This window comes from Streptomyces sp. NPDC002088 (assembly GCF_040296605.1).
GTDB lineage: Bacteria > Actinomycetota > Actinomycetes > Streptomycetales > Streptomycetaceae > Streptomyces.
In genome coordinates, this window is sequence record NZ_JBEOXO010000011.1 from 211,806 (window position 1) to 238,073 (window position 26,268).

Genomic DNA, 26,268 nt, shown 5'->3' on the forward strand with positions numbered 1-26,268 from the left:
CCTCGCTGCCGGGGGTGGGTCTGCCCTTCCAGGCGTGGGTTGGAACCAGTGGTTCCAGTGGCGCATAGGTTCACGCCACTCACACCTGAAGGTAAAAGCAACATTGCAGAGACTATGTCTTCAAGTTTCGAAGTCAACAGGTCCGATGCTGTGAATTTGTGGACATGGGGAACCTGCCTCGTGTTCAAGAAGTGAAGTCACAGAGAAGTGCAGGTGGGGACTGGTGTAGACCACACGTATCTAGCGCAGTCGCTGCGAGATGACCTTCGACACACCGTCGCCCTGCATGGAGACGCCGTACAGCGCGTCGGCGACCTCCATCGTGCGCTTCTGGTGCGTGATCACGATCAGCTGCGAGGCCTCCTGCAGCTCCTGCATGATGCGGATCAGCCGCTGCAGGTTGGTGTCGTCCAGCGCGGCCTCGACCTCGTCCATGACATAGAACGGACTCGGCCGGGCCTTGAAGATCGACACCAGGAGTGCGACGGCCGTCAGTGACCGCTCGCCGCCGGAGAGCAGCGACAGCCGCTTGACCTTCTTGCCCGGCGGACGCGCCTCGACGTCCACACCCGTGGTGAGCATGTTGTCGGGGTCGGTGAGCAGGAGCCGTCCCTCACCACCCGGGAACAGCCTGCTGAACACGCCCTCGAACTCGCGGGCGGTGTCCCGGTACGCCTCGGTGAAGACCTGCTCGACGCGCTCGTCGACCTCCTTCACCACTTGGAGGAGGTCGGCGCGGGTCTTCTTCAGGTCCTCCAGCTGCTCGCTGAGGAACTTGTGGCGCTCCTCCAGAGCCGCGAACTCCTCCAGGGCGAGCGGATTGACCTTGCCGAGCTGCTGGTACGCCCGCTCGGCGGCCTTCAGCCGCTTCTCCTGCTCCGCCCGCACGAACGGCTTCGGCTGGTTGCGCGGATGCTCCGGGTCGTCCGGCAGCTCCTCCCCCTCGGCGGCGAGCGAGGGCGGCACCAGCTGGTGGGGACCGTACTCGGACATGAGCCCCGCCGGTTCGACACCCAGCTCCTCCAGCGCCTTCGTCTCCAGCTGCTCGATCCGCAGCCGTTTCTCGGCGCCGAGTACCTCGCCCCGGTGAACTGAATCCGTCAACTTGTCGAGCTCTGCCTTGAGATCCCGCCCGGCGCCGCGGGCGGCGACCAGCTCCTGCTCGCGGCCGGCCTTGGCGGCGTCGGCAGCGGTGCGTTCCTCGTCGGCCCGGCCCAGCGACACCTCGACGTGCGCGAGCAGCTGCCGCGCGCCGGAGGCGACGGCCTCCGCGACGCCCGCCTCGTGCCGCAGCCGGGCCCGCCGCTGCTCCGCACGCGCGCGTGCCTCGCGTTCGGCGCGGGCGGCCCGGTCCAGCGAATCGGCCCGCCCGGCGAGCCCCTTGACCCGCTCCTCGTGCGTACGGACCTGGAGCCGTGCCTCCATCTCGGTCTGCCGGGCGTTGGCCCCGTCGGCAGCGAGCCGGTCGCGCACGGAGGTGTCCGGCTCCTCCTCGACCGGCATCTCCTCCGCCACGGCAAGCCGTTCGGCGAGCTCCTCGGCCTCCTGTACGGCCTTGTCGAGCGCTTCCTGCGCCCGCGCCGCCGCCGCCGTGGAACGCTCGGCCTCACCGGCGGCACCCCGCGCCTGTCCGGCGAGCCGCCCGAGCTGCTGGGCCACGGCCGACTTCTCCCGGTCAGCGGCTCGGCGCCGCTCCCCCAGCTCCTCGACAAGAGCGGCGCACTCCCTGCGCCGCTCGGCGGCCGCGTGCTGCGCCCCGGTCAGCTCCTCGCACCGCACGGCCAGCTCCTCGAGCTCGGCGGCGGCCTCGTCCACGGACGCCTGCACTTCCAGCAGGCTGGGCGCCCCGGCCGACCCGCCGTGCGCGAAGTGCGCCCCCAACAGGTCGCCCTCCGCGGTGACCGCGGTGAGCTCGGGACGGGCGCACACCAGATCCTCTGCGTCCTCGAGGGTGCCGACGACGACGATCCCGCGCAGCAGCCGTCGCACCGCGGGCACGAGCTCGGCGGGGGCGCGGACGAGGTCGGCGGCGAAGGGCGGCCCGGCGGTGGCGGTTTCGGCAGTGCTGGTTCCGTGGGTGGCGGTTCCGTCTGTGCCGGTTCCCTCGGTGGCGGTTCCGTCTGTGCCGGTTCCCTCGGTGGCGGTTCCCTCGGTGCCGGTTCCCTCGGTGGCGGTTCCCTCGGTGGCGGTTCCCTCGGTGCCGATTCCGTCGGTGGCGGTTCCGTCGCCCGGAGCACTCGCGCCGACGACCATGGCGTCTCGGCGCGTGTCCCCGGGGCCGGTCCTGACCTCCGTATGCGCCGGCGCCGGCGCCGCCGCCAACAGCAGCGCCGCGCGTCCCGCGTCCTGCTTGCGCAGCAGGCGGATGGCGTCGGCGGCCGAGGACGGGGTGGTCACCGCGATGGCGTCGGCGGCGGCGCCGAAAGCGGCGGCCAGCGCGACCTCGTATCCCGGAGTGACCGTCAGCAGTTCGGCGGCCGGGCCCAGCAGGCCGGTGAGTCGGTCCTTCGCACCCAGCAGCGCGCCGGTGCCGTCCTTGCGGCGCAGGCCCAGGGCGAGGGCCTCGTGGCGGGCCTGGGTCGCGGCCCGTCTGCGTTCCGCCGCGGTGGTCGCCTCACGGGCGGCGGTCAGGGCGGCCTCGGCCTGAGCGAGCTGCTCCTTCGCCGCCTCGTGCTGCCCGGCGAGTTCGACGTCGCCGGCGTCGAGGCCGTCGACCTCGGCCTTCAGTGCCTCGTACTCCTCCTGCGCCTGCACCGCCCGCTCCTGGGCCTCGTCCCGTGCCGCGGCAAGCCGGTCGATCTCGGCCTGGGCGGAGGCGGCACGCGAACGGGCCGCGTTGACCTGGCCGTTCAGCCGGGCCAGGCCCTCGCGGCGGTCGGCGATGGCACGGGCGACATCCTTCAGGCGCCGTTCCTCGACGGCGAGTTCGCGCTCCAGGTCCGCGCGGTGGGCGACGGTGTCGTCCAGGGCGTGCTGCGCCGCCTCCAGGGCGGCCTCCAACTCGGCCTCCTGCTCGCGGATGCGGGCGGCCTCGCGCTCCATGTCCTCGGGGTCGCGGCCGCGCCGCTCCTCCGGGGGCGTGGACGTCGCGCTCTTCACGCGCGCGTCGGCCAGCGAGATCGTGCCGCGCACCCGCTCGGCGAGCTGGGAGAGCTCGTACCAGGTCTGCTGGGCACGCTGGAGGCGCGGCGTGAGCTGCCGTACCTCGTCCTCCAGGAGAGCCTCGCGCTGGAGCGCCTTTTTCAGCTCCTGCTCGGCGGCCTCCTTGCGTTCCTTCAGGGCGGCCTCGTCGGCGACCTCGGCGTTGAGGGCCTCGCGCAGTCGTACGAGATCGTCGGCCAGCAGCCGAAGACGCGCGTCGCGCAGGTCCGCCTGGATCACGGCGGCCCGGCGCGCGACGGCCGCCTGGCGGCCCAGGGGCTTCAGTTGCCGCCGCAGCTCGTCCGTCAGGTCCTGCACGCGCGCGAGGTTGGCCTGCATCGCGTCCAGTTTCCTGAGCGCTTTCTCCTTGCGCTTGCGGTGCTTGAGGACGCCCGCGGCCTCCTCGATGAAGGCGCGGCGGCCCATGGGGTCGGCGTGCAGGACGGAGTCGAGCTGGCCCTGGCCGACGATGACGTGCATCTCGCGGCCGATGCCGGAGTCGGACAGGAGATCCTGGATGTCGAGGAGCCGGCAGGTGTCGCCGTTGATCTGGTACTCGCTGCCGCCGTTGCGGAACATGATCCGCGTGATGGTGACCTCGGCGTACTCGATGGGCAGCGCCCCGTCGGAGTTGTCGATGGTCAGGGACACCTCGGCGCGGCCCAGCGGCGGACGCCCGGTGGTGCCGGCGAAGATGACGTCCTCCATCTTGCCGCCACGCAGCGACTTGGCGCCCTGCTCGCCCATGACCCAGCTGAGCGCGTCCACGACGTTGGACTTGCCCGAGCCGTTCGGTCCCACGACACATGTGATCCCCGGCTCGAACCGGAGCGTGGTCGCCGAGGCGAACGACTTGAAGCCGCGGAGGGTCAGGGCCTTGAGGTGCACGCCGCCGGACTCTACCTTCCGGGCGTGTCTCACTCCATGAACCTGCGGTTTCACCTATGAACGCGCAGGGCACACCAGACGTTAAAGACCGTGAAAAGGTGCGCGGGGCAAAGAAGACGGGGGCATAGAACACGGGGCAAGAAAGAAGGGACGCCGAAGCGTCCCTTGCAAACTCTGACAACTTAGCGGTTGATACGGGCCGCCCAACCACTGCGTGTGCTGTTGTGGAGCAGTGCAGCGATCAGGTGAGCGCAGGCTCCGCCTGGTGTGCGTCGATGCTCTCCATGATCCTGTCGTGAGAAGCGGCAGCCGTCAGCGCCTCGTTCTCGGCCTGGATCCGTCCGAGCTCGGATTCCAGGTCCTGTACGCGCTGCTGGAGCCGTCGCATCTCGGCGAGGAGTCGAGGGTCGGAGCCGCCGACGTAACCGAGAAGCGCCTTTGCCATGATGGATGGTCCTCCACACTGAGTGACCGACCGAAGCGGTGTGGGTCGTGAGGGATTCGCACCCGCGGTGCTTGGCACTCTTGAGTTTGTGCTGCCGTTCATCCATGCCAAACAGCTAAGGTGCGCGGGGCTTTCAGCGTCTCACCAAAAAGTTTGACGGTCAACACGATCACGCCCCGTATTGGCGGGCGACCCGGCGGCACGCGGCCTGAGAAACGGCGGCGCTGCGACTCCTGCGGGCCCATCGGGGCGTGGCGATCATCCTTACGTGGGGAGCTTGCCACCGCAAGCGATTCTTGGCAACCACCAGGCCATTTCTGCTTCGGACAAGTGCCGGTGGCATGTCCCTCCGCTTCCGCCTGGGTCTCTTTACAGATCGGGCTCAGCGGATGGCGAAGCTGTCGTAGCCCCCGCGGGGTGTGTCCCAGATCTCGGTGACACCATCGACGCGGCCGGGCGTGTCGTCACCCTGGAGCCAGTCGAGGAGTCCCTCGCAGCCCTCACGCGCCCCCTCCGCGACCACTTGCACCCGCCCGTCGCCCAAATTGAGAGCAAAACCACTCAGCCCGCCGATCTCGAGCGCCTTGGCCCGCGTGTACCAGCGAAAACCCACGCCCTGCACGCGTCCGCGCACCCAGGCAACCAGTCGTACATCCTCGCTCATGGGTGCAACCTAACCAGCCAATGTCACTCGGGACACTTCCTCCCCCAGCGCCATGCGGTACCGTCCCCACCCGATGAATCTCATATGAAACTCACTCGATCGAGTGACTCTTGTCGCCCCACGCGGCGCCAGAAGCCACGCGGGCCGGCCGCCAGGACTCGGGACGGACTCGGGTCGACCGCAAGGACGATCAAGGACGAGGAAGGCAAGGGCATGGGACGCCACCGACGCTCCGCAGCCGGCCGCGCCACGGAGGTCACGGAGACGCATGGCTCTTCCACGGGGAGCCACGGCGGCCAGGGCCCGCAGGACTCGTACGGCGACGCCCCCACCACGATGGGCATCGCGCCCTACCTGAACCCCGAGGCCTACGCCGAGACCACCGCGCGGAGCGACGCCTACCTCTTCGCTCCGGATGACGGCCACGGGCGGATCGACGACACCGTGATGTTCCCGGCGGAGGGCTTCAGGCCCGATGGCGGTGCGCGGGACGCCGGGCGCCGCCGCCGGAAGAAGAGGGCCGTGACGCCGGTCCGCACCGGCCTGCTCGGCGTCTCTGCCGCGGTCGCCCTCGGCACCGTCGCCGTCGCCTCGGGCGTGGTGCCCGGCCTCGACAACTACAAGCTCGGCCGCGGCGCGAGCGGCGGCGACAACGTGCAGGCCGCGGACTCCCCGTCCAACTCGGCGACGGAGCAGGGCGGCACCTCCGGCACCGCGGCCGGGCGCGACGACTCCGCCTCGACCAGCCGCAACTCCAACCGGACGACCTCGCCGTCAGCCTCCCCCTCGACGTCGTCGGCCACGCCGACGCCGACCAGGACGCCGTCGAAGCAGCCGGCGGCGACGCCCAGCACGCCGAAGACCACGCCGTCGACGAAGCCGACGGCCACCAAGGCTCCGACGGAGACCAGCGCCCCGGTGACGGTGTCCGCGGCGGCCCAGGCCGAGGCCGAGGTGCTGAAGCTCGTCAACGAGGAGCGGGCGAAGGTCGGCTGCAGTGCCGTCTCCGCGAACAGCTCGCTGACACAGCTGGCCGAGGCCTTCAGCGAGGACATGGCCCAGCGGAACTTCTTCGACCACACCGACCCGGACGGCGCCACGCCCTGGGACCGCGCCTCGGAGGCCGACATAACCAACCTCGGCGGCGAGAACATAGCGCGTGGCCAGGCCGACGCGGCGGCCGTCATGGAGGCCTGGATGAACAGCCCGGGCCACCGGGCCAACATCCTGAACTGCGACTTCAAGACCCTGGGCGTCGGAGTGCACTTCGGCGAGGGCGGCCCGTGGTGGACCCAGGACTTCGGGTACTAGAAGGAACACCTTTGCCGCCTCGGCGACCCGGCGCCCGCGAAGACGGCCATCGCTAACTATAAGTTAGTGCAACCTGCTGGTTAGCGCTGCGTTCGCGTAGCCTTGGGGTATGACCACCACGCAGGAGCTCAGGGAGGACCAGAACCTCCCGTACAACGTGTTCGCCAAGGCCTGCCCCTCGCGCGGGACCCTGGAACACGTCACGGGACGCTGGGGCGCGCTCACGCTCGGCGCTCTGCACGACGGCTCCCTGCGGTTCAACGAGCTGCGTCGCCGCGTCGACGGCGTGAGCGAGAAGATGCTCTCCCAGACGCTGCACGCGCTGGAGCGCGACGGTCTGGTGCACCGCGACGCACAGCCGACCAACCCGCCCCGCGTGGACTACGAACTGACACCGCTGGGCCGCGAGGTCGCCCAGCGGCTGCTGGCCCTCATCCAGGTTCTGGAGGGCGGCATGGACGACGTACTGGCGGCGCGGGAGCGCTACGACGAGACGCGCGGCGCCCGCTGACACTTCGGGCAGAAGTAGCTGGAGCGGTTCATCCAGGGGCGACGGCGCATGGGCGTGGCGCACCTCTTGCAGGGCAGGCCCTCGCGGCCGTATGCGTCCAGCGACCGGTCGAAGTAGCCCGACTCCCCGTTGACGTTGACGTACAGGCTGTCGAAGCTGGTGCCGCCGACCGCGAGGGCGGCGTTCATCACGTCCCGTACATGGCCCAGGAGTTCGGCGGTGCGCGGGCGGGTGAAGGACGCGGTGGGGCGCTCGTAGTGGATGCGGGCGCGCCACAGTGCCTCGTCGGCGTAGATGTTGCCGACGCCGCTGATCAGCGACTGGTCGAGCAGGGCCCGTTTGATGGTGGTGCGCTTACGGCGCAGCGCCTGGTGGAAGGCCTCGTCGTCGAACAGCGGGTCGAGGGGGTCGCGGGCGATGTGCGCGATGACGTCGGGCAGCCCGTCGGGGGTGTTGTCGTGCAGCGACAGACCTCCGAAGGTGCGCTGGTCGACGAAGCGGAGCTCCGTGCCCTGGACGTCCGTGAAGCGGACGCGGATACGCAGGTGCTTCTCGTCGGGCGCCTCGTGCGGCTGGACCAGGAGCTGGCCGCTCATGCCGAGGTGAGCCAGGACGGACTGGTCGGTGTCCTCCAGGGGCAGCCAGAGGTACTTGCCGCGTCGGCTGGGGACGCCGATCCGATGACCCTTGAGGCGGTGCGTGAAGTCGTCGGCGCCGGCCAGGTGACGACGGACGGCGCGCGGGTGCAGCACCTCGGCCTCGGCGACCGTCCGGTGGGCGACCCACCGCTCCAGACCGCGTCGTACGACTTCGACCTCAGGCAACTCGGGCATGGGACCCCCGTGACAACTGGATGAGCCGAGCGCCCGCCCCGGGCGGGGGCGGGCGCTCGGCTGCGCTGTTCGGTCAGGCGGACGCCGACTCGGGGCCGGTTTCGGTGACCGCGGTGGCCTCTGCAGTGAGATCTGCAGTGGTCTCTGCGGCCGCCGCCTTGGCACGCTCGTCCGCCGCGGCCCGGATGGACCGCCATGCGGACTCGGCGGCCTGCTGCTCCGCCTCCTTCTTGCTGCGGCCGGTGCCGGTGCCGTACGAGACGCCTCCGACGCGGGCGGCAGCAGTGAAGGTCTTCTCGTGATCGGGGCCGGTCTCCGTGACCAGGTACTCGGGCACGCCGAGCCCCTCGGTCGCGGTGAGCTCCTGGAGACTGGTCTTCCAGTCCAGGCCGGCACCGAGGTTCGAGGACTTCTCGATCAGGGGGTCGAACAGGCGGTGCACCAGTTCGGACGCCGCGTCGAGGCCCTGGTCGAGATAGACCGCGCCGATCACCGCTTCCAGGGTGTCGGCGAGGATGGACGCCTTGTCCCGGCCGCCCGTGCCCTCTTCACCACGGCCGAGCCGGATGAAGGAGCCCAGGTCGAGGCCACGGCCGACCTCCGCCAGCGCACGAGAGTTGACCACCGCGGCCCGCAGCTTGGCCAGCTGGCCTTCGGGCAGGTCGGGGTGGGTGGTGTACAGCGTGTCGGTGACGACGAGGCCGAGCACGGAGTCCCCGAGGAACTCCAGCCGCTCGTTCGTCGGCAGACCGCCGTTCTCGTACGCGTACGAACGGTGGGTCAGCGCACGCACCAGAAGGGCGGACTCGAGCTTGTACCCGAGCCGCCCTTCCAACAGCGTGTGGGACGAGGCCGCCGTGTTGTCCGCCTTTTTCTTGGCGGTCGTTTCCGCCTTGGCGTCAGACATGAAGCCTCTCACCAGCCGCTCAGACCTCGAGGACCTGGCGCTTGTTGTAGGTGCCGCAAGACGGGCACGCAATGTGCTGCTGCTTGGGCTCGTGGCAGCGCTCGCACGCAACCAGGGTGGGGACCGCAGCCTTCCACTGCGACCGGCGGTGGCGCGTGTTGCTGCGCGACATCTTCCGCTTCGGAACAGCCACGGCTACTTCTCCTGCTTCTCGTCGACGCCCGCTTCGGCGCCGCTGATCTCGTCCTTCTCGCCGTCTCCGGATGAACCAGCGAGTCCCTGCAGTGCCGCCCAACGGATGTCGACGGCGTCATGGTGGTGGTCCGGGTCGTCCGCAAGGCGTGCGCCGCACTGGGCGCACAGTCCTGGGCAGTCTTCCTGGCACACCGGCTGCATCGGCAGTGCGAGCACCACCGCATCACGCAGCACGGGTTCGAGGTCGAACAGGCCGTCCTCGATGAAGAGCCTGTCCTCGTCTTCCTCGGCGTCGTCGGCCGGTTCCGCCTTGGGGCGGCCCCGGTCGTCGGCGTCAGGGTACGAGAACATCTCCTGGAAGTCCGCTTCGAGCGCCAGCCCGAGCGGCTCCAGACACCTTACGCACTCCCCCTCGGCCTGTGCACGGGCGGTGCCTGTGACGAGCACCCCTTCCATGACCGACTCGAGTCGGAGTTCGAGCTCCACCGGGGCGCCTTCCGGCACTCCGATGACCTCCTGGATCCCGAGATCCCTGGGGGCGTCGATCGTGCGGGTCAGGCGCTGCAGCGCGCCAGGACGCCGCCCCAGCTCGTGTGTGTCGAACACGAGAGGGTTGCGGTGGTCTAGGCGGGCGTTCAGAGCCATTCCTGCTTTCGATCTTCTGAGCTCAGGGGGACACTGCCCTTCGGTGTTGCCGGGCAGCGCTGATCGCGGACGTACACGCGACCGAAGAGCCAGGATACTGGACCTTTCGCTTTCGGCCCAATCCGGTGTGCCCTGCCGGCCGCCGACCGCGGTCGGAGACAGTCCCTACAGGCCCCGCTCCTGCTCGTAGGCCCGCAGCTGGTCGGCACTGATCATGCTGGTGTCGAAGAGGCTGGTCTCGTCGAGGGAGTAGCCCTGCTGGCCCTGCTGTGGCTGCTGGGCCTGGCTGGGGTCGTACGCGGCCTGCTGGGCGTCGTACCCCTGCTGGGCGTCGTAGCCCTGGATGGGGGCCCCTCCCGCTTGGGCGTAGTCGAAAGCAGGGGAGTACGGATCGGCCTGCTGGTAGCCGTACGCGTCCTGCTGGCCGTACGCCTGCTGCTGGTAGCCGCCGTACGGGTCCGGCTGCTGCTGGTAGCCGTACGCCGGCTGCGCGGTCTGCGGGTCGTACTGCGGCTGGGCGGGCTGCTGCGGCTCGGCCGGGGTGTCCGCGACGGCGGCGAGGTCGGCTAGGTAGTCGGCGTCGCTGGAGTGCTGGAAGGTCGTGTCGTCGTCGGCGAGGGCGCCGAGGTCGTCGGTGGCGATACGGCCGTGCAGCTTCTGGCGGCCGCGGCCCACGGCCTCCAGGGTCTTGGCGAGGACCGCCTCGAAGGCGCCGAGCTTGGTGTCGACGTACGCGTCGGCGTCGCGGCGCAGCGTCTCCGGGTCGTGGCTGCGCTCGGGGGCGTCCTCGTCCTCGTAGCCCTGCTCGTCCAGGCCCGGGCCGGTGCCGAGCAGCTTCTCGCGACCGCGGCCGACCGAGCCGAGGGTCTTGGTGAGGACGACCTCGAAGTTGGCGAGCTTGGAGTCGACGTAGTCGTCGGCCTCGGCGCGGACCTCCTCGGCCTCCTTGCGCGCCTCGGAGAGGATCCGGTCGGCCTCGGCCTGGGAGCGGCGGGCGACCTCGGTGTCGGAGATCAGGGAGCCGCGCTCGGCGTGCGCCGTGGAGATGATCCGCTCGGCCTCCTGGCGGGCCTGCTCGACCATGTGCTCGCGGTCGCCGATCAGCTCCTGGGCCTGCGCGAGGGAGCCGGGCAGCGCCTCGCGCAGCTCTTCGAGCAGCGAGAGCAGCTCGGCGCGGTTGATCACGCACGAGGCCGACATCGGCATCGACCTGGCACTGGAGACCGTCGAGACGACCTCGTCGAGCTTCTTCTGCACGTCCATCGTGTGCTCGCCACTCTCTACAGCTGTGTTGGAGACGGACGGGACGACTGTACGGCCATGGGATGTCGGGCCGACACCGGGTGACGGACTGTCAGATTCCGGAGGGGTTCCCGTGCGCGCCCGGGGAGTTGGGGTCAGTCCGTCTTCAGGCGCTGGGCGAGGGCCTCGAGGACCGCCGGCGGGACCAGGTGGGAGACGTCGCCGCCCCAGGTCGCGACCTCCTTGACCAGGGAGGACGACAGGAAGCTGTAGGTGGGGTTGGTGGGCACGAAGAGGGTCTCCACGCCCGAGAGGCCGATGTTCATCTGGGCCATCTGCAGTTCGTAGTCGAAGTCGCTGACGGCGCGCAGCCCCTTGACGATGGCGGGGATGTCACGCTGCTTGCAGAAGTCGACGAGGAGGCCGTGGAAGGCCTCGACCCGGACGTTCGCGTACTCGGCGGTGACCTCACGGATGAGGTCGATCCGCTCGTCGATCTCGAACAGGCCCTTCTTGGACTTGTTGATCATCACCGCGACATAGACCTCGTCGTACAGACGGGAGGCGCGGCCAATGATGTCGAGGTGTCCGTTGGTGATGGGGTCGAACGACCCGGGACAGACGGCGCGGCGCAACTGTGATCCCTCGCTCTCCGGTCCGGTCATGGTGCGTCTTCGCACGTAGAGGCGGCGCGACCGTACCAAAACGTGCCCTCGCCGTAGCGACGGGCCCTAAGGGCTTCGAAACCGTCCGGCCACCGGAATTCCCCGCCTCTGGTGCTGCGCTCCACGGTGACGAGGGCTTCCTCTGCGAGCCAGCCCTCCGTGCGGAGTGTGAGCAGAATCTCGCGAAGATCGTCGTCGGAGACGACGTACGGGGGGTCGAGGAAGACGATGTCGTACGGCTCGGCGGGCGGCGGTGACTTGACGATCTGTTCCGCTTTGCCCGATCTGACCTCGGCGCCGGGCAGCCCGAGGCTCTTCACGTTCTCGCGGACCGTGCGGGCAGCGCGGGCGTCGGCTTCGACGAGCAGGGTGTGACCCGCGCCACGCGACAGGGCCTCCAGGCCGACGGCGCCCGAGCCGGCGTACAGGTCGAGGACCCGTTCGCCGTCCAGCGGGCCGCCGAGCAGGGACTGCCATGTGGACAGGAGGCCCTCGCGCGCGCGGTCGGAGGTGGGGCGGGTGCCTGTGCCCGGCGGGACGGCGAGGCGGCGTCCGCCGGCTGCGCCGGCGATCACGCGGGTCATCTGGGGTCCTTGTCCATGTGCGGTGGGGCGTCGCTTCCAGTCTCTCAGCTCTCCCGCTCCCGGCTCTTCTCGGCCCGGAAACGGCCGCGCGGGCTCACCCCTTGTCCAGGTACTGCTCCCTTTCCTCGTCCAGAAGGGCGTCCAGAGCCGTGCGCAGTCCGGGCAGGTGCTCCAGCTCGGGGTCGGCGGCGACGACGGCCGCCGCCTCCTCGCGGGCCTCCGCGATGACCTCCTCGTCCTCGATGACGGCGAGCACCCGCAGGCTGGAGCGGGCGCCCGACTGGGCCTGGCCGAGGACATCGCCCTCGCGGCGCTGTTCGAGGTCGATACGGGAGAGCTCGAAGCCGTCCAGGGTGGACGCCACCGCGTTCAGCCGCTGGCGCGCCGCGCTCGCCTCCGGCATCTCGCTGACCAGCAGACACAGCCCGGCGGCCGAGCCACGCCCCACGCGGCCACGCAGCTGGTGGAGCTGGGAGACACCGAACCGGTCGGCGTCCATGATCACCATCGCTGTGGCGTTCGGCACGTTCACACCGACCTCGATAACGGTCGTGGCGACCAGGACGTCCGTGTCGCCGGCGGCGAAGCGGCGCATGACGGCGTCCTTGTCGTCCGGTGGCATACGGCCGTGCAGCACCTCCACCCGGAGCCCCTGGAGGGGCCCGCGGCTCAGCTGCGCAGCCACGTCGAGGACGGCGAGCGGGGGCCGCTTCTCGGCCTCGTCCTCGGGCGACTGCTTCTTCTTGGCGGCCTTGGGGTCGTCGGCCTCGTCGCCGATGCGGGGGCAGACCACGTACGCCTGGTGCCCGTTGCCCACCTCCTCGCGCACGCGCTCCCAGGCCCGGGCCAGGAAGTGGGGCTTCTCGGCGGCCGGGACGACATGACTGGCGATGGGCGAACGCCCGGCGGGGAGCTGGTCCAGTACGGAGGTCTCCAGATCGCCGAAGACGGTCATCGCGACGGTCCGCGGGATGGGCGTGGCGGTCATGACCAGCAGGTGTGGCGGCTGCTTGCCCTTGCCGCGCAGGGCGTCCCGCTGTTCCACCCCGAACCGGTGCTGCTCGTCCACGACGACCAGCCCGAGGTCATGGAACTGCACCTTGTCCTCGATCAGCGCGTGCGTGCCGATGACGATCCCGGCCTCCCCGGTGACCAGATCGAGCAGCGCCTTGCGCCGCGCGGCCGTGCCCATGGACCCGGTGAGCAGCACGACCTTCGTGGCCCGCTCGGCCCCGCCGAGCATGCCGCCCTCGGCCAGCTCGCCCATCATCTCGGTGATCGACCGGTGGTGCTGCTGGGCGAGCACCTCGGTGGGCGCGAGCATCGCGGCCTGACCGCCCGCGTCGACGACGGCGAGCATGGCGCGGAGGGCGACCAGCGTCTTTCCCGAACCGACCTCTCCCTGGAGCAGCCGATGCATCGGATGGTCCGTCGCGAGGTCGTCGAAGATCTCCTTGGAGACCTTCTGCTGGCCGTCGGTGAGGGTGAACGGGAGGCGGTCGTCGAAGGCCGCGAGGAGGCCGTCGGGGGCGGGTTTGCGGGGGACCGCGGGGAGTTGGGCGTCGGCGTGGCGGCGGCGGGCCAGGGCGACCTGGAGGACGAAGGCCTCGTCCCACTTCAGGCGGGCGCGGGCGTCGGCGATGTCCGCCTTGGTGTGCGGGCGGTGGATCTTGAGGAGTGCCTCGGGGAGGGAGACCAGACCGCGGCCCTCGCGGAGGGAGCCGGGGAGCGGGTCGAGGGCCTCTTGGGCGCTGGGCAGGACGGTCTGGACCGCCTTGCCGATCTTCCAGGACTCCAGTTTGGCGGTGGCGGGGTAGAGGGGGATGAGGGCGCCGGCCCAGGTCTCGACAGCCTCCTCCGTGTCGGCGCGCAGCAGTTCGTAGGCCGGGTGGGCCAGTTGGAGGCGACGGTTGAAGAGGGAGACCTTGCCCGCGAACATCGCGCGCGTGCCCGGCAGGAGCTCCTTGTGGGGCTTGTGAACGCCGTTACCGAAGAAGACCAGTTGGAGCCGGCCGCTGCCGTCCGTGATCGTCACCTCGAGGCGCTGGCCTTTTCCGCGGGGTGCCTTGGACGAGGCGAACGTGTGCAGACGGGCGTCGGCGACCTGGGCGACCACGGTGACGTGCTCGTCCATGGGGAGGTCGGCGAGGTGGGTGAGCTGGCCTCGCTCCTCGTATCTGCGGGGGTAGTGGTGCAGGAGGTCGCCGACGGTGTGCAGGCCGAGGTGCTCGGCCATCACCTTCGCGGTGGCGGGGCCGAGCACCTTTTTGAGTGGTTCTTGTAGTGCGGGCACGAGATCCATTGCACACCACACCACTGACAATGCCGTATACGTCCCGGGAATCCCCTGGTCAGGCGGGCTGCTCGGGCTCTAGGATGGCGCGCTCCGGCCATCCCCCGCGGTCACTGCCCCACCGGGACCGCCCGACCCCGCGCCGTCGATGATCCCCCACCCGCGGCGCTGCGACGATGGACTCCCAGACCTCACAGTCATCCCAGGCATCCCAGTCACCTCATACGTTCCAGGTCGACCTGCGTGGTCTGGTTGACCTGCTCTCCCATCACCTCTACTCCAGTCCCAAGGTCTACCTGCGCGAGCTGCTGCAGAACGCGGTGGACGCGATCACTGCCCGGCGGGCCGAGCAGCCGGACGCACCTGCCCGGGTGCGGCTGTTCGCGGAGGGCGGTGCCCTACGGGTCGAGGACTCCGGGGTCGGGCTCACCGAGGCCGACGTGCACAACCTGCTGGCCACCATCGGCCGCAGCTCCAAGCGGGCCGACGGTCTGCAGGAGGCCCGCTCCGACTTCCTCGGGCAGTTCGGCATCGGTCTGCTGGCCTGTTTCGTGGTCGCCGAGCGGATCCGGGTCGTCAGCCGCAGCGCCCGTACGCCGCACGCCCCGCCCGTGGAGTGGACGGCGACCGACGACGGTTCGTACACCGTGCGGACGCTGCCGGACGAGGCCCGCCCCGAGCCGGGCACCACCGTGCACCTGGTGGCACGGGCCGGGACCCAGGAGTGGCTCACCGAGGCGCGCGTCCTGGCGCTGGCGCGGGACTTCGGGTCGCTGCTGCCGTACGACGTGCGGGTGGGCGACGAGGCCGTCACCGACCTCCCCGCGCCGTGGGACCGGCCCTATCCGTCTCCCGCCACCCGGCGGGTGGCCCTGGGGCGGCACTGTCACGGGCTGTTCGGGTTCACTCCGCTGGACGCGATCGACCTGGACGTGCCGCTGGCCGGGATCCGCGGGGTGGCGTACGTGCTGCCGTCGGCGGTCAGTCCGGCCCAGCGGGCCGGTCATCGCGTCCACCTCAAGGGCATGCTGCTGACCGAGCGGGGCGAACAGCTGCTGCCCGACTGGGCCTTCTTCGTGCGCTGTGTCCTGGACACGGACAGTCTGCGGCCCACGGCGTCGCGCGAGTCGCTGTACGAGGACGAGACGCTGGCCGCGGTACGGGAGGCGCTCGGAGAAAGGATCCGGTCCTGGCTGACCGGGCTGGCCGCCGGTGATCCGGAGCGGCTGGCGGCCTTCCTGTCCGTGCACCACCTGGGTGTGAAGTCCCTCGCGCGGCACGACAGCGAGATGCTGCGCACGATGCTGCCGTGGCTCCCCTTCGAGACGACCGACGGGCAGCTGTCACTGGAGGAGTTCGCGCAGCGGCACCCGGTCGTGCACTTCACGCGGACCGTCGAGGAGTACCGCCAGGTCGCGCCGATCGCCTCCGCGCAGGGCGTGGGGGTGATCAACGGTGGTTACACGTACGACAGCGAGCTCGTCCAGGCGCTGCCCTCGGTGCGGCCGGGGACGGTGGTCTCCGAGCTGGACGCGGACACCGTGACGGCCCATCTGGACGCCGTCGACCCGGCCGAGGAGCTGGCTCTTTCGGATTTCCTGGCGGCCGCGCGGGCGAAGCTCGACCCGCTGGGTTGTGACGTCGTCCTGCGTGCCTTCCACCCGCTGTCCGTGCCCGCGCTGCACCTGGACGACCGGGCGGCCCGGCACGAGCAGGCGCGGGCGGAGGCCGAGGAGCAGGCCGACGACCTGTGGGCGGGCATCCTCGGCTCGCTGCGCGGCAGCGCCCCGCGCGCGCGTCTGGTGCTCAACCATCTCAATCCGCTGATCCGCAGGATCAGTTCGCTGCGTGACGCGGAGCTGATCGGCACCGCCACGGAGTCCCTGTACGGGCAGGCGCTGCTGATGGCGCAGCGCCCGCTGCGGCCCGCCGACTCGGCGCTGCTGAACCGGGCGTTCATCGGCCTGCTGGAGTGGGCCACCCATGGCGAGGACGGTCACCGATGAGTGAGATCACGGACTTCGACGCCCTCCGCCGGGCGATGGCGGAGAACGGCGAGGAGCCGGAGGGGCCGGCCCGCAACGCGCGCGCGGAACAGCTGCTCGCCGAGGCGGAGCGGCTGAACATCCCGCTCGCCGTGATCGAGGCGCTCGGGCACCAGCTGAAGGTCTACAACTACAGCTCCGAGAAGGACAAGATGTTCGTCCCGTTCGCGCGGCTGCTGCGCATGTGGGACGAGCGGCCCGAGGACTTCGACGAGTACGAGACGCACTCGCTGCACTGGGTCTTCAAGTGGATGTCGTCCGGCATGCTGGACCAGCCGCACGTGCCGCTGGCCTCCATAGAGAAGTGGCTCGGCGAGATGGAGCACCGCTACCGCCTGGCCGGGCACTCCGAGCGGGCCGTGCGCAGCGCGGAGTTCAGTGTGGCCGCGCACGTCGGGGACGTCGGGCGGGCCGAACGGGCGTACGCCGCCTGGCTGGCCGCCGACCGGGACACCATGGCCGACTGCCACGCGTGCGAGCTGCACGGGCAGGGTTGGTGGCAGTCGGAGCGGGGCCGGGACGCCGAGGCGGTCGAGCTGTGGGGGCCGGTCCTGGACGGCGAGTTCTCCTGCGCCCACGAGCCGCACACCGTCCTCGCCTCCTCCCTGGTGCCCCTGTTGCGCCTGGACCGCCTCGACGAGGCACGCGCCAACCATCTGCGAGGCTTCCGGCTCGTACGGTCCATGGAGAGCATGCGCGGCGCGTACGCGGACCACGTGGAGTTCTGCGCGCTGACCGGGAACGAGGCGCGCGGCCTGGAGCTGCTGGCGGAGCGGCCGGCGTACTTCACGGACACCGGGCATCCGCGCAGCCGGCTGGAGTTCATGGCCGTGGTGGCCCTGCTGATGGACCGCCTCACGGAGCTCGGGCTCGAAGACCGGCGGGTGCCGGGGCCGGCGGGCCGGGCATGGACGGCGGTCGAACTCGGGGCCCACGCGCACGTGGAGGCCCTCGCGCTTGCCGAACGCTTCGACGCGCGCAACGGCACGTCGTACGTCAGCGAGCGGGCACGCGCGCGTATGGCGCAGCGTCCGCTGGTGGAGCGGCTGCCGCTCGGCGTGCGCGCGGCCCGGCCGGCCGGCGCTGCCGTGCCCGTGGTCGCGGCCCCGGTGGAGCCGGCTGCCGAGCCCGAGCTGGCCGTGCTGCTGGCCGAGGCGCGCCGGCTGTCGGACACGTTGCAGCCGAACGCCGTGGAGGCGTGGGCGGCGGTCTCCCGGGCCGCCGAAGGCGTCGAGCTGGACGCGCGCGACCGCGCGGAGATCGCCGACCACCAGGCGATGGACGCGGGCCCCGAGGGCGCCGAGCTGTTCGAGCGCGCCGCCGAACTGTACGCGGAAGCGGGCGACCCCGGTGAGGCGTTGGCGGCACGCGCGCGTGCGGCCTACGTGCATGCCCTCACGGGCGACCTGGACGAGGCGGTCGCCGCGGTCGCGGGTCCGTACGACGAGGTCCTCGCGCTCTACGCCGACGGCGTCACAGGCGTACGGCAGGCGGCGTCCGTGCTGATGGGGCGGGCGCGGATCCTGATGCGGCGGGTGCACGAGGCCGAGGGTCCCCCGCCGGAGCCGGTCCTGACCGAGGCGGAGGCGGCCGCGCGGGAGGTGCTGGCGCTCGTCGACGGGCACGCCGGGGACGACGTACGGCTCGCCTCGCGGGCCGCCGAGTCCCAGGCCATGCTCGCGGAGCTGGCGGCGCTCACCGGGGACGCCCCGGCGGGCGCGGAGTTGTTCGCGCGGGCCGCGGCGGCGTTCGTCGGGGCCGGGCTGCCGTGGTTCGCGGTGGAGTACGAGGCGCGGCTGGCCGGGCTTGCGCACCACCTGGGCGACACGGCGGAGGCGGAGCGGGCGCTGCGGGCGGCCCTGGAGCACGGGGGTCCGCATCTGGAGGCGGTCGGACGGGCCCAGCTGCACCTCCAGCTCGCCGAGGTCGTCGGCGGCCGGGGGCAGGCCGAGGAGGCGGCCGAACACGCGCTGGAGGCGGCGCACTGGGCCGATGAGGCAGGCGAGGGACCGACGCTGGGCGCCTGGGCCCGGCACCAGCTCGGCGGGTTCCTGGTACGGCAGGGGCGGTGGGCCGAGGCAGCGGAGGTGCTGGAGTCGGCACTGCCCGACCTGAGTGCCGAGACGCACGGCGACGGCGCGATCGTCCAGACGCAGTGGTGGCTCGGTGACTGTCTGAGCGAGCTCGGGGAGCACCGCGCCGCCGCCGAACGCCGGCTCCAGGCCGCCGAGATCGCCCGGCACTGGCCCGAGCAGCACGACCACGCGACGCTCGCCCACCTCGCCGCCGAGAACCTCGGGCACGCGGGCCTGCCCGCCGAGGCGGACCGGGCCTACACGCGCGCGGGCGACCTGTGGCGCACCCTCGGCAACGTCCACGGCCTGGTCCGCTCCCTGCGCGCCCGCGCGTGGCTCGCGCTGCGGAGCGAGGCGGGGCTGGACGGGGCGCGGGAGTTGATGACGGGCGCGGTGCGGGAGTGCGAGGCGGCGCTGGGCACGGCGGCCGACGAGGAGGCACGGGGGCGGCTCGTCGCCGAACTCGGCCACACCCACCGGCAGTTCGGCGACCTGCTGGCCCGCTCCGTCTCCGAGGACGCCGGCGACGACTCGATCCAGAGCGCGTTCGAGGAGGCCCTGTCCCAGGTGGCGGAGGCGGTCGCGGTGTTCGGCTCCCTCGGGCCGGAGGCTCGCCACAGCCGCACCGCCGCCCAGCTCGCCGCGGGGTGGCTGGAGGCCGACCTGGGCCGCCCTGCCGACGCGGCCGCACGCGCGCGTGCGGTGCTGGAGGCGTACCCCGACGGCACCGCCGACGAAGACGGGACGGCGCGGGCACGGCGCGCGGAGGCGCAGCAGATGTTGCAGGTCCTGGAGGAGCAGGCAGCGAAGTAGGCCCCCAGGAAGGAGGGGGCCGAAAGGGGGGCGCTACTCGACGCCGATGAGCAGCAGTGCCCCTTGCCGCCCGCCCCGGTACACGACCGTGTCGACGGCGAGATAGGCCTCACGCACTCGGGCCTCCAGACGCGCCGCCACGGCTTCGGGCGCCTCGTCGCCGAGGACGATGGTGACGAGCTCGCCGCCCGCCTGGAGCATGCGGTCCAGCACGGTCTCGGCGGTGGTGGTGACGTCCGACCCGATCACGGCCACGTCGCCGTCGATGAGGCCGAGGACGTCACCGGCCTGGCAGATGCCGGCCATGGTCCAGGACTGGCGTTCGGCGACGGTGAGCTCGGCGTAGCGGGTGGCGCCGGCCGCCGAGGTCATGGCGACGACGTCCTCGTCGAAGCGGCGGTCGGGTTCGTGCACGGCGAGCGCCGCGATGCCCTGGACTGCGGAGCGCGTCGGGATCAGGGCCACCCGGATGCCCTCGGCACGGGCCTGGTCGGCCGCCGCGGCCGCGGTGTGGCGCAGGTCCGCGTCGTTGGGCAGCAGGACGACCTCGCGCGCGTGGGCCCGGCGTACGGCCTCGGCGAGTTCACCGCTCGCGGGCGGCTCCCCGGGGCGCGCGAGCACGGTGGTGGCGCCCGCCTCGGTGTACAGCCCGGCCAGGCCCTCGCCGGGCACGACGGCCACCACGGCGCGCTGGGCAGGCTCCCGGGGCGGCCGCTCGCCGCCGCGGGTGTGCACGTCGCCGACGCCGAAATGGGTGATCCGGATCCGGTACGGCCGCCCGGCCTCGACGCCCGCCTCCACAGCGGCGCCCGCGTCGTCGACGTGCACATGGACGTTCCACAGCCCGTCGCCGCCGACCACGACGAGCGAGTCCCCGAGGGCGTCGAGCCGTGCCCGAAGCCGCACGACGGCCGCGTCGTCGGCCTCCAGCAGGTAGATCACCTCGAAGGCGGGGCCGCCCTCCTCCGGTGCCGTGGGCCCGTCCGCGCACGCCGCGACGTCGTCGACGGCAGAGGTGGCGGGGGTGGCGGGGGTGGCGACGGCCGGGGTGGCGACGGTCTCGCCCACGCGCGCGTGCGCCCTGGGTACCGGCACCCCCGGCACCACCAGCGCCGTCGGAGCCTCTCCCGTGAGCGTCTCGACCAGCGCCCCGAGCACGGCGACCAGCCCCCGTCCGCCGGCGTCGACCACGCCGGCACGCTCCAGGACGGCCAGCTGTCCGGGGGTCGCGGCCAGTGCCGCACGCGCCCCCTGAAAGGCCGCCCGCGCGACCGTCCCGCAGTCGCCCTCGGCGCCCTCGGCCGCGTCGGCGGCGGCGGAGGCGACCGACAGGACCGTGCCTTCCACAGGGTGGGCCACGGCCTGGCGGGCGGAGTCGGCGGCGTGCCGCAGGGCGAGCCGCAGCCCCGTTCCGTCGGTATGAGCAGCCTCACCGTCGGCGGCGAACACCTGCGCCATACCCCGTAGCAGCTGCGCGAGGATCGTCCCGGAGTTGCCGCGCGCGCCTATCAGCGCCCCGTGCGCCATCGCGCGCGCGGCGTCCGCCAGAGACGGAACGGCGTCCGCCAGAGACGAAGAAGGTGAAATCGCAGGGAAAGGTGAAGCGGAAAGGGAAGGCGAAGCGCCCCCAGCGTCCCCGTCGCCGCCGAATCCGGCCTCGTGTCCCGCGAACACCGCCTCGACGGTCACGACGGCCGATTCCACGGTCAGGTACAGGTTCGTGCCGGTGTCCCCGTCCGCCACGGGATAGACGTTGATCGCGTCGATCTCCTCGCGCGCCCGCCCCAGCGCCTGCAGCGCGAGACCACACCAGGTGCGCACCGCGAGAGCGTCGAAGAATGTCGGCGGCACCTGCGGCACCTGCGCCTCCTTGAACTGCTGGTCTGGGACGCAGCGTAAACCCCGATTCGGTGTCCGCCGGAAGGGGGCCGGGGCGGGCCCCCGGTCAGCCATGGTAGTTTCGTTGTACTGGCGCAGCCGTTGTATGCTGCTCCGGTTGCCCGATGACATCGGGCTCTCCCCCTGGCACCGCCACTCAGATCCTCGATCCTGATCCCGGCATGCCGGGATCAACCGTAAGTGCATCTGAAGTCTTTGGAGTGACCCGTGGCTGCCAACTGCGACGTCTGCGGCAAGGGGCCGGGCTTCGGCAACAACATCTCGCACTCGCACCGCCGTACGTCCCGTCGCTGGAACCCCAACATCCAGCGCGTCCGTACCGTGGTCGGCGGGACGCCGAAGCGCGTGAACGCTTGCACCTCGTGCATCAAGGCCGGCAAGGTCTCGCGCTGAGGCACAGCTAAGCGCGCGGCCACTGCTGGTTCGCTGCATCAAGCCGGTCCACCTCGGTGGGCCGGCTTTTTGCCATACCCAATCAGCGCCGCGGCCTGTCAGACTCCCATGAATGCGCTTCGGCATCCTGGGCCCCCTCGACATACGCACCGACGACGGCACGCCCGTCGACCCCGGCGGCCCCCGCCCCCGCGCCCTGCTCACCCTCCTGCTCCTCGATGCCGGCCGTACGGTCTCCGCTGAGCGCCTGACCGACGGCCTGTACGGCGCCGAGCCGCCCGCCGGGGCCGCCAACGCGCTACTTCGACGCGATCGCCCAGATCCACATCGACCGCCTCACCAAGGGCCGCGTGGTCCTGCTCGGGGACGCCGGTTACGGCGCCACCATGGGCGGCATGGGCACGGGCGTGGCGATCGTCGGCGCGTACGTCCTGGCCGACGAGCTCGCCCTCGCGGGCGGTGACCACCGCACCGCCTTCGCCGAGTACGAGAGCAGGATCCGGGACTTCGCGAAGGGCTGCCAGAAGATCTCCGGCAACGCAGGCCCGTTCTTCGCCCCGCCCACCGAGCGCCGCATCCGCAGCCGCGACCGCATGTACCGCCTGCTCAGCTCGCGCCTGCTGGCCGGCTTCTTCAAGAAGCTCACCGAGAAGGCGGCCACGGACATCGAACTGCGCGACTACCCGGCGGCCTGAGACCGGAAGGCCCACCCGTGATCCACGGGCCCGATGCCCCCGCCGAGCGCGAATCCGGCCGCGATCGCCCCGGTGACGTACCTCTTGGCGGCCGCCACCGCCTCCGGCACGGACTGCCCCTTCGCCAGTTGCGACGCGATCGCCGACGCGAGGGTGCAGCCCGTGCCGTGCGTGTGCCGGTTGTCGTACCTCGGCGCCCGCAGCCAGTGCTCCTCGGAGCCGTCGGTCAGCAAGTCCACGGCGTCACCGGCCAGGTGACCGCCCTTGATCAACACCCACCGCGGCCCGTACGCCAGCACGGCCGCCGCGGCCCGCTTCAGATCCGCCTCCGACTCGACCCGCACACCGGTCAGCTGGGCCACCTCGTCGAGATTCGGCGTGGCGACGGTCGCGACAGGCAGCAGTTTCGTCCGTACGGAGTCCAGGGCCGAGGCGGCGAGCAGCGGGTCGCCGTGTTTGGACACGCCGACCGGGTCGACGACGGCCGGAGCATCCGTCCCGCCGATCAACTCGGCGACAGCCGCTACCAGTTCGGCCGAGGCGAGCATCCCGGTCTTGATCGCCTGGACGCCGATGTCGTCGACGACGCTGCGGTACTGGGCCCGCACCGCCTCCACCGGAAGCTCCCAAGCGCCCTGCACGCCGAGGGAGTTCTGTGCGGTGACCGCCGTGATCACGCTCATGCCGTGCACACCGAGCGCGAGCATCGTCTTCAGGTCGGCCTGGATGCCCGCGCCGCCACCGGAGTCGGAGCCCGCGACCGTCAGCACCCTGGGCGGAGCGCTCACGACTCGATGTCCCCGAAGTGGTCCCAGCCGCCCTTGCTGGTCCACGGCGCCCCGTCGACCGTCACCTGGGGCAGCGCCGACGGGTTGAGCACCTCGCCGATCACCTTCCAGCGGGCGGGCAGCTTCGTGTCCGGCGGGAAGGTCGCCACGATCGCGTGGTCCTCTCCCCCGGTCAGCACCCACTGGAGCGGGTCGACGCCGACGGCCTGTCCGATGTCGTTCATCTGGGTCGGGATGTCGATGGCGCCGGATCGGATGTCGATGCGGACCTTGCTGGCCTCCGCGATGTGGCCGAGGTCGGCGATGAGCCCGTCGCTCACGTCGCACATGGCGGTCGCGCCCAGCCCGGCGGCGGCCGGTCCCGCGTGGTACGGCGGTTCGGGGCGGCGGTGGGCCTCGACGAAGGCGCGGGGCGAGCGGAAGCCGCGGGAGAGCACCGCGTACCCGGCGGCGGACCAGCCCAGCCAGCCGGTGACCGCGATGATGTCACCGGGCTGCGCGCCCGCCCGGGTCACCGGCTCCTGGTTGCGCAGGTCGCCGAGCGCGGTGATCGACACCATGATCGTGTCACCGCGTACGACGTCGCCGCCGACCACGGAGGCACCAGCGACCTGGCACTCGTCGCGCAGGCCGTCCATCAGCTCGGTCGGCCAGGTCACCGGGAGTTCGGCGGGGACGACCAGCCCGAGCAGCAGCGCCGTCGGTACCGCGCCCATGGCGGCGATGTCGGCGAGGTTCTGCGCGGCGGCCTTGCGGCCCACGTCGTAGGCCGTGGACCAGTCGCGGCGGAAGTGCCGCCCCTCCAGCAGGATGTCGGTGCTCGCCACGACCCTGCGGTCGGGGGCGGCGACCACCGCGGCGTCGTCGCCGGGGCCGACCCGGACCGCCGGGGTGGTGGTGAGACGGGAGGTGAGCTCCCTGATGAGCCCGAACTCCCCGAGCTCACCAACAGTGCCCTTCATTACCCTTGCTCCCCTTCTGTCCCTGTCCATACCCGGTCGCGCTCTGTCCCTGCCCATGCCCGGTCGCGCGTCACCAGTGTCCTCGATACGGTCGAGGGGATCGTCAACTTCTGTCGTGCCTGCACCCCGGCACGGGGACCCCGGGCGCCGCAGGTCTCCCCGCGGCGAGCGGCAACGCGATACCGTGGCGTTCCTTTTCCCCACATGATCCTCGTGGCCGCCCTGGAGGTTCCGTGGTACAGGCGTACATCCTGATCCAGACGGAGGTCGGCAAAGCGTCGGCCGTCGCCGAAACGATCAGCAAGATTCCTGGGGTGATCCAGGCAGAGGACGTGACGGGACCGTACGACGTCATCGTGCGCGCCCAGGCCGACACAGTCGACGACCTCGGTCGCATGGTGGTCGCCAAGGTCCAGCAGGTGGACGGCATCACCCGCACCCTGACCTGCCCGGTGGTCCATCTGTAGCCCCCGTCTACCCTTGGCCGGTGAACTTCTCCCGTCACCGGCACCGCATTGTCCTCGGGCCGCCCGCGCTCGCCCTGCTTGTCGCCGCCGCGGGCTGCTCATCAGCAGACGGCAGCGCGTCGGCGGTGGTTCCCAGCGTCGACGCGAAGATCGCGAAATTGTGCCGGAACCTGGACGAGGCGCTGCCGTCCGAGGTGGACGGTCTCAACCGGCGTGATCCCGAGCCCGCATCCGCGCTGACCGCGGGCTGGGGGAACCCAGCGATCATACTGCGCTGCGGTGTCGCCAGGCCCGAGAAGATGAGCGACCCGGAGGCCGACGGGGTCGAGGTGGACGGGGTCGGGTGGCTGCTGGAGAAGCGGGACGACGGGGCGTTCCGGTTCACGACGACGTTGCGGAAGGCGTACCTCGAGGTGACGATTCCCGCGAAGCGAACCGGGGACGGCATGGCGCCACTTGTCGATCTGGCGCCTGCCATCAAGAAAGCGATCCCGGAGGGGATTGCCGACTGAGCGCTCCGCCGGAAGCGCGGTGACGATCCCGCGGGCCGGTGGGGGCTGGTCGCGCCCACGCGGCGGAGCCGCATATCGACACAGCCCCGCGCCCCTTGCGGGGCGCGATACCGCACCGGACTTCGACAAGGTCAGCGCAGTCCCGTCGACCTGCGAAGGGCCGCCTGCACCAGCCTGTCCACCAGCTCCGCATAGCCGATCCCGCTCGCCTGCCACATCTGCGGGTACATCGAGATCGGCGTGAAGCCCGGCATCGTGTTGATCTCGTTGATCACGAAGTCCCCGTCCTCCGTGAGGAAGAAGTCGGCCCGCACCAGGCCTTCGCAGGACGCCGCCTCGAAGGCGTCGACCGCGAGCTTCTGCACCTCGGCGGTCTCCTCGGGGGTCAGCGGGGCCGGGACGATGCCCGGCGTCGAGTCGATGTACTTCGCCTCGAAGTCGTAGTACGCGTGCGCGTCCGGCGGCGGGATCTCCGCGGGGACGGAGGCCCGGGGCCCGTCCTCGAACTCCAGGACGCCGCACTCGATCTCGCGGCCGCGCAGCGCCGCCTCGACAAGGATCTTCGGGTCGTGCCGCTGAGCCTCGGCGATGGCCTCGTCGAGCCCGGAGAGGTCGTCGACCTTGGTGATGCCGATCGACGAACCCGCGCGCGCGGGCTTCACGAAGAGCGGCCAGCCGTGCTCGCCGGCGAAGTCGACGATCTTCTTGCGGGCGGCCGGCTCGTCCTGTTGCCACTCGCGCGGCCGGATCACCACGTAGGGGCCCACCTTCAGCCCGAACGAGGTGAACACCCGCTTCATGTACTCCTTGTCCTGGCCGACGGCCGAGGCGAGCACGCCCGCGCCCACGTACGGGACGCCGGAGAGCTCCAGGAGGCCCTGGAGGGTGCCGTCCTCGCCGTACGGGCCGTGCAGCACCGGGAAGACCACGTCGACCTCGCCGAGAGCCTTGGGCACCGAACCGGGCTCGGCGTAGACGACCTCCCGGTTGGCCGGGTCCACGGGGAGCACGACACCGCCCTCGCTGGACTCGGCGAGCTCCTCGACGCTGGGCGTACGGCGGTCACTGATCGCCATGCGGTCCGGTTCGTCGGCGGTGAGGGCCCAACGGCCGTCCCGGGTGATGCCGATCGGCAGGACCTCGTACTTGGTCCGGTCGATCGCCCGCAGTACGGCGCCGGCGGTGACCACGGAGATCCCGTGTTCGGAGCTGCGCCCGCCGAACACGACGGCCACACGCGGCTTACGGGACGGCTGCTCGGGGCTCTGGGGGAGGTTCTCGCTGCTCATATCGCG

Annotated in this window: 22 protein-coding genes and 2 pseudogenes; 9 read left to right on the top strand and 15 right to left on the bottom strand. The window is 71.4% G+C overall.

The window, feature by feature from the left end; translation table 11 throughout:
• Positions 1-240: 240 nt before the first annotated feature.
• The 3 genes from ABT114_RS24525 to ABT114_RS24535 all read right to left on the bottom strand — a co-directional run bounded on the left by ABT114_RS24525 (position 241) and on the right by ABT114_RS24535 (position 5,138).
• A complete protein-coding gene (locus ABT114_RS24525) occupies positions 241-4,029 on the bottom strand; it encodes an SMC hinge domain-related protein (protein ID WP_351144993.1) in 3,789 nt (1,262 codons plus the stop codon).
• A gap of 241 nt (positions 4,030-4,270) precedes the next feature.
• Positions 4,271-4,474, bottom strand: a complete 204-nt coding sequence (locus tag ABT114_RS24530; RefSeq protein ID WP_020942469.1) for a hypothetical protein — start codon at positions 4,472-4,474, stop codon at positions 4,271-4,273.
• A 382-nt stretch (positions 4,475-4,856) separates the two neighbouring features.
• Positions 4,857-5,138, bottom strand: coding sequence for an acylphosphatase (locus ABT114_RS24535; RefSeq protein ID WP_351144994.1), 282 nt, complete (start codon positions 5,136-5,138; stop codon positions 4,857-4,859).
• A gap of 213 nt (positions 5,139-5,351) precedes the next feature.
• On the opposite strand from ABT114_RS24535, the gene ABT114_RS24540 reads away from it, so the two are divergent.
• A complete protein-coding gene (locus ABT114_RS24540) occupies positions 5,352-6,449 on the top strand; it encodes a CAP domain-containing protein (RefSeq protein ID WP_351144995.1) in 1,098 nt (365 codons plus the stop codon).
• A 109-nt stretch (positions 6,450-6,558) separates the two neighbouring features.
• Positions 6,559-6,960, top strand: coding sequence for a winged helix-turn-helix transcriptional regulator (locus ABT114_RS24545; protein WP_351144996.1), 402 nt, complete (start codon positions 6,559-6,561; stop codon positions 6,958-6,960).
• Here the strand turns inward: ABT114_RS24545 and mutM are convergent.
• The 8 genes from mutM to recG form a co-directional block, all read right to left on the bottom strand.
• The gene (gene mutM / locus ABT114_RS24550) at positions 6,933-7,793 is read right to left on the bottom strand and encodes a bifunctional DNA-formamidopyrimidine glycosylase/DNA-(apurinic or apyrimidinic site) lyase (protein WP_351144997.1); all 861 of its coding nucleotides are present in this window, start codon (positions 7,791-7,793) and stop codon (positions 6,933-6,935) included. The genes ABT114_RS24545 and mutM overlap by 28 nt on opposite strands.
• A gap of 73 nt (positions 7,794-7,866) precedes the next feature.
• Positions 7,867-8,700 (bottom strand): ribonuclease III, encoded by an 834-nt coding sequence (gene rnc, locus ABT114_RS24555; protein ID WP_351144998.1) that lies wholly within the window; start codon positions 8,698-8,700, stop codon positions 7,867-7,869.
• Between the two features lie 19 nt (positions 8,701-8,719).
• Complete coding sequence (gene rpmF, locus ABT114_RS24560) at positions 8,720-8,893, bottom strand: 50S ribosomal protein L32 (protein WP_003951102.1); 174 nt, start codon at positions 8,891-8,893, stop codon at positions 8,720-8,722.
• A 2-nt stretch (positions 8,894-8,895) separates the two neighbouring features.
• Positions 8,896-9,540: a YceD family protein gene (locus tag ABT114_RS24565; protein ID WP_351144999.1), complete on the bottom strand. Its 645-nt coding sequence runs from the start codon at positions 9,538-9,540 to the stop codon at positions 8,896-8,898.
• 165 nt (positions 9,541-9,705) lie between these two features.
• A complete protein-coding gene (locus tag ABT114_RS24570; RefSeq protein WP_351145000.1) occupies positions 9,706-10,803 on the bottom strand; it encodes an ATP synthase F0 subunit B in 1,098 nt (365 codons plus the stop codon).
• A gap of 134 nt (positions 10,804-10,937) precedes the next feature.
• Positions 10,938-11,417 carry a pantetheine-phosphate adenylyltransferase gene (coaD, locus tag ABT114_RS24575; RefSeq protein WP_351145039.1) on the bottom strand — a complete coding sequence of 160 codons (480 nt, stop codon included), beginning with the start codon at positions 11,415-11,417 and terminating at the stop codon, positions 10,938-10,940.
• Positions 11,418-11,443: 26 nt separating this feature from the next.
• Positions 11,444-12,031, bottom strand: coding sequence for a 16S rRNA (guanine(966)-N(2))-methyltransferase RsmD (gene rsmD / locus ABT114_RS24580; RefSeq protein WP_351145001.1), 588 nt, complete (start codon positions 12,029-12,031; stop codon positions 11,444-11,446).
• Positions 12,032-12,125: 94 nt separating this feature from the next.
• Entirely contained in the window at positions 12,126-14,333 is a 2,208-nt protein-coding gene (gene recG / locus ABT114_RS24585) for an ATP-dependent DNA helicase RecG (protein WP_351145002.1), read from the bottom strand.
• A 167-nt stretch (positions 14,334-14,500) separates the two neighbouring features.
• Between recG and ABT114_RS24590 the strand changes: the two genes are divergently transcribed.
• Positions 14,501-16,330: an HSP90 family protein gene (locus tag ABT114_RS24590; RefSeq protein WP_351145003.1), complete on the top strand. Its 1,830-nt coding sequence runs from the start codon at positions 14,501-14,503 to the stop codon at positions 16,328-16,330.
• On the top strand, positions 16,327-19,257 hold the full coding sequence (locus ABT114_RS24595; protein ID WP_351145004.1) for a tetratricopeptide repeat protein: 2,931 nt from the start codon (positions 16,327-16,329) through the stop codon (positions 19,255-19,257). Before ABT114_RS24590 ends, ABT114_RS24595 begins: the two co-directional genes overlap by 4 nt.
• A gap of 33 nt (positions 19,258-19,290) precedes the next feature.
• Here ABT114_RS24595 and ABT114_RS24600 read toward each other — a convergent pair whose 3' ends face one another.
• Complete coding sequence (locus ABT114_RS24600; protein ID WP_351145005.1) at positions 19,291-21,117, bottom strand: DAK2 domain-containing protein; 1,827 nt, start codon at positions 21,115-21,117, stop codon at positions 19,291-19,293.
• Positions 21,118-21,363: 246 nt separating this feature from the next.
• On the opposite strand from ABT114_RS24600, the gene rpmB reads away from it, so the two are divergent.
• From rpmB to ABT114_RS24615, 3 genes and pseudogenes are all read left to right on the top strand, one after another.
• Positions 21,364-21,549 (top strand): 50S ribosomal protein L28, encoded by a 186-nt coding sequence (gene rpmB, locus ABT114_RS24605; protein ID WP_003993230.1) that lies wholly within the window; start codon positions 21,364-21,366, stop codon positions 21,547-21,549.
• Positions 21,550-21,661: 112 nt separating this feature from the next.
• Positions 21,662-21,883, top strand: a pseudogene (locus tag ABT114_RS24610) (hypothetical protein); the annotation flags it as partial.
• Positions 21,849-22,244: pseudogene (locus ABT114_RS24615) on the top strand (FAD-dependent oxidoreductase); the annotation flags it as partial. The pseudogenes ABT114_RS24610 and ABT114_RS24615, both read left to right, overlap by 35 nt.
• Here the strand turns inward: ABT114_RS24615 and thiD are convergent.
• Together thiD and ABT114_RS24625 are read right to left on the bottom strand one after the other, a co-directional pair.
• The gene (gene thiD / locus ABT114_RS24620; RefSeq protein ID WP_351145006.1) at positions 22,229-23,032 is read right to left on the bottom strand and encodes a bifunctional hydroxymethylpyrimidine kinase/phosphomethylpyrimidine kinase; all 804 of its coding nucleotides are present in this window, start codon (positions 23,030-23,032) and stop codon (positions 22,229-22,231) included. The pseudogene ABT114_RS24615 and the gene thiD sit on opposite strands and share 16 nt — an antisense overlap.
• Positions 23,029-23,994 carry a thiamine-phosphate kinase gene (locus ABT114_RS24625; protein WP_351145007.1) on the bottom strand — a complete coding sequence of 322 codons (966 nt, stop codon included), beginning with the start codon at positions 23,992-23,994 and terminating at the stop codon, positions 23,029-23,031. The genes thiD and ABT114_RS24625 overlap by 4 nt, the downstream gene beginning before the upstream one ends.
• A gap of 233 nt (positions 23,995-24,227) precedes the next feature.
• Between ABT114_RS24625 and ABT114_RS24630 the strand changes: the two genes are divergently transcribed.
• Both ABT114_RS24630 and ABT114_RS24635 read left to right on the top strand, forming a co-directional pair.
• Positions 24,228-24,461: an Lrp/AsnC family transcriptional regulator gene (locus tag ABT114_RS24630; RefSeq protein WP_351145008.1), complete on the top strand. Its 234-nt coding sequence runs from the start codon at positions 24,228-24,230 to the stop codon at positions 24,459-24,461.
• Positions 24,462-24,481: 20 nt separating this feature from the next.
• Positions 24,482-24,973 (top strand): DUF3515 domain-containing protein, encoded by a 492-nt coding sequence (locus tag ABT114_RS24635; protein ID WP_351145009.1) that lies wholly within the window; start codon positions 24,482-24,484, stop codon positions 24,971-24,973.
• A 131-nt stretch (positions 24,974-25,104) separates the two neighbouring features.
• On the opposite strand, the gene ABT114_RS24640 is transcribed toward ABT114_RS24635, so the two are convergent.
• Positions 25,105-26,262: a D-alanine--D-alanine ligase family protein gene (locus ABT114_RS24640; RefSeq protein ID WP_351145010.1), complete on the bottom strand. Its 1,158-nt coding sequence runs from the start codon at positions 26,260-26,262 to the stop codon at positions 25,105-25,107.
• Positions 26,263-26,268: the final 6 nt, after the last annotated feature.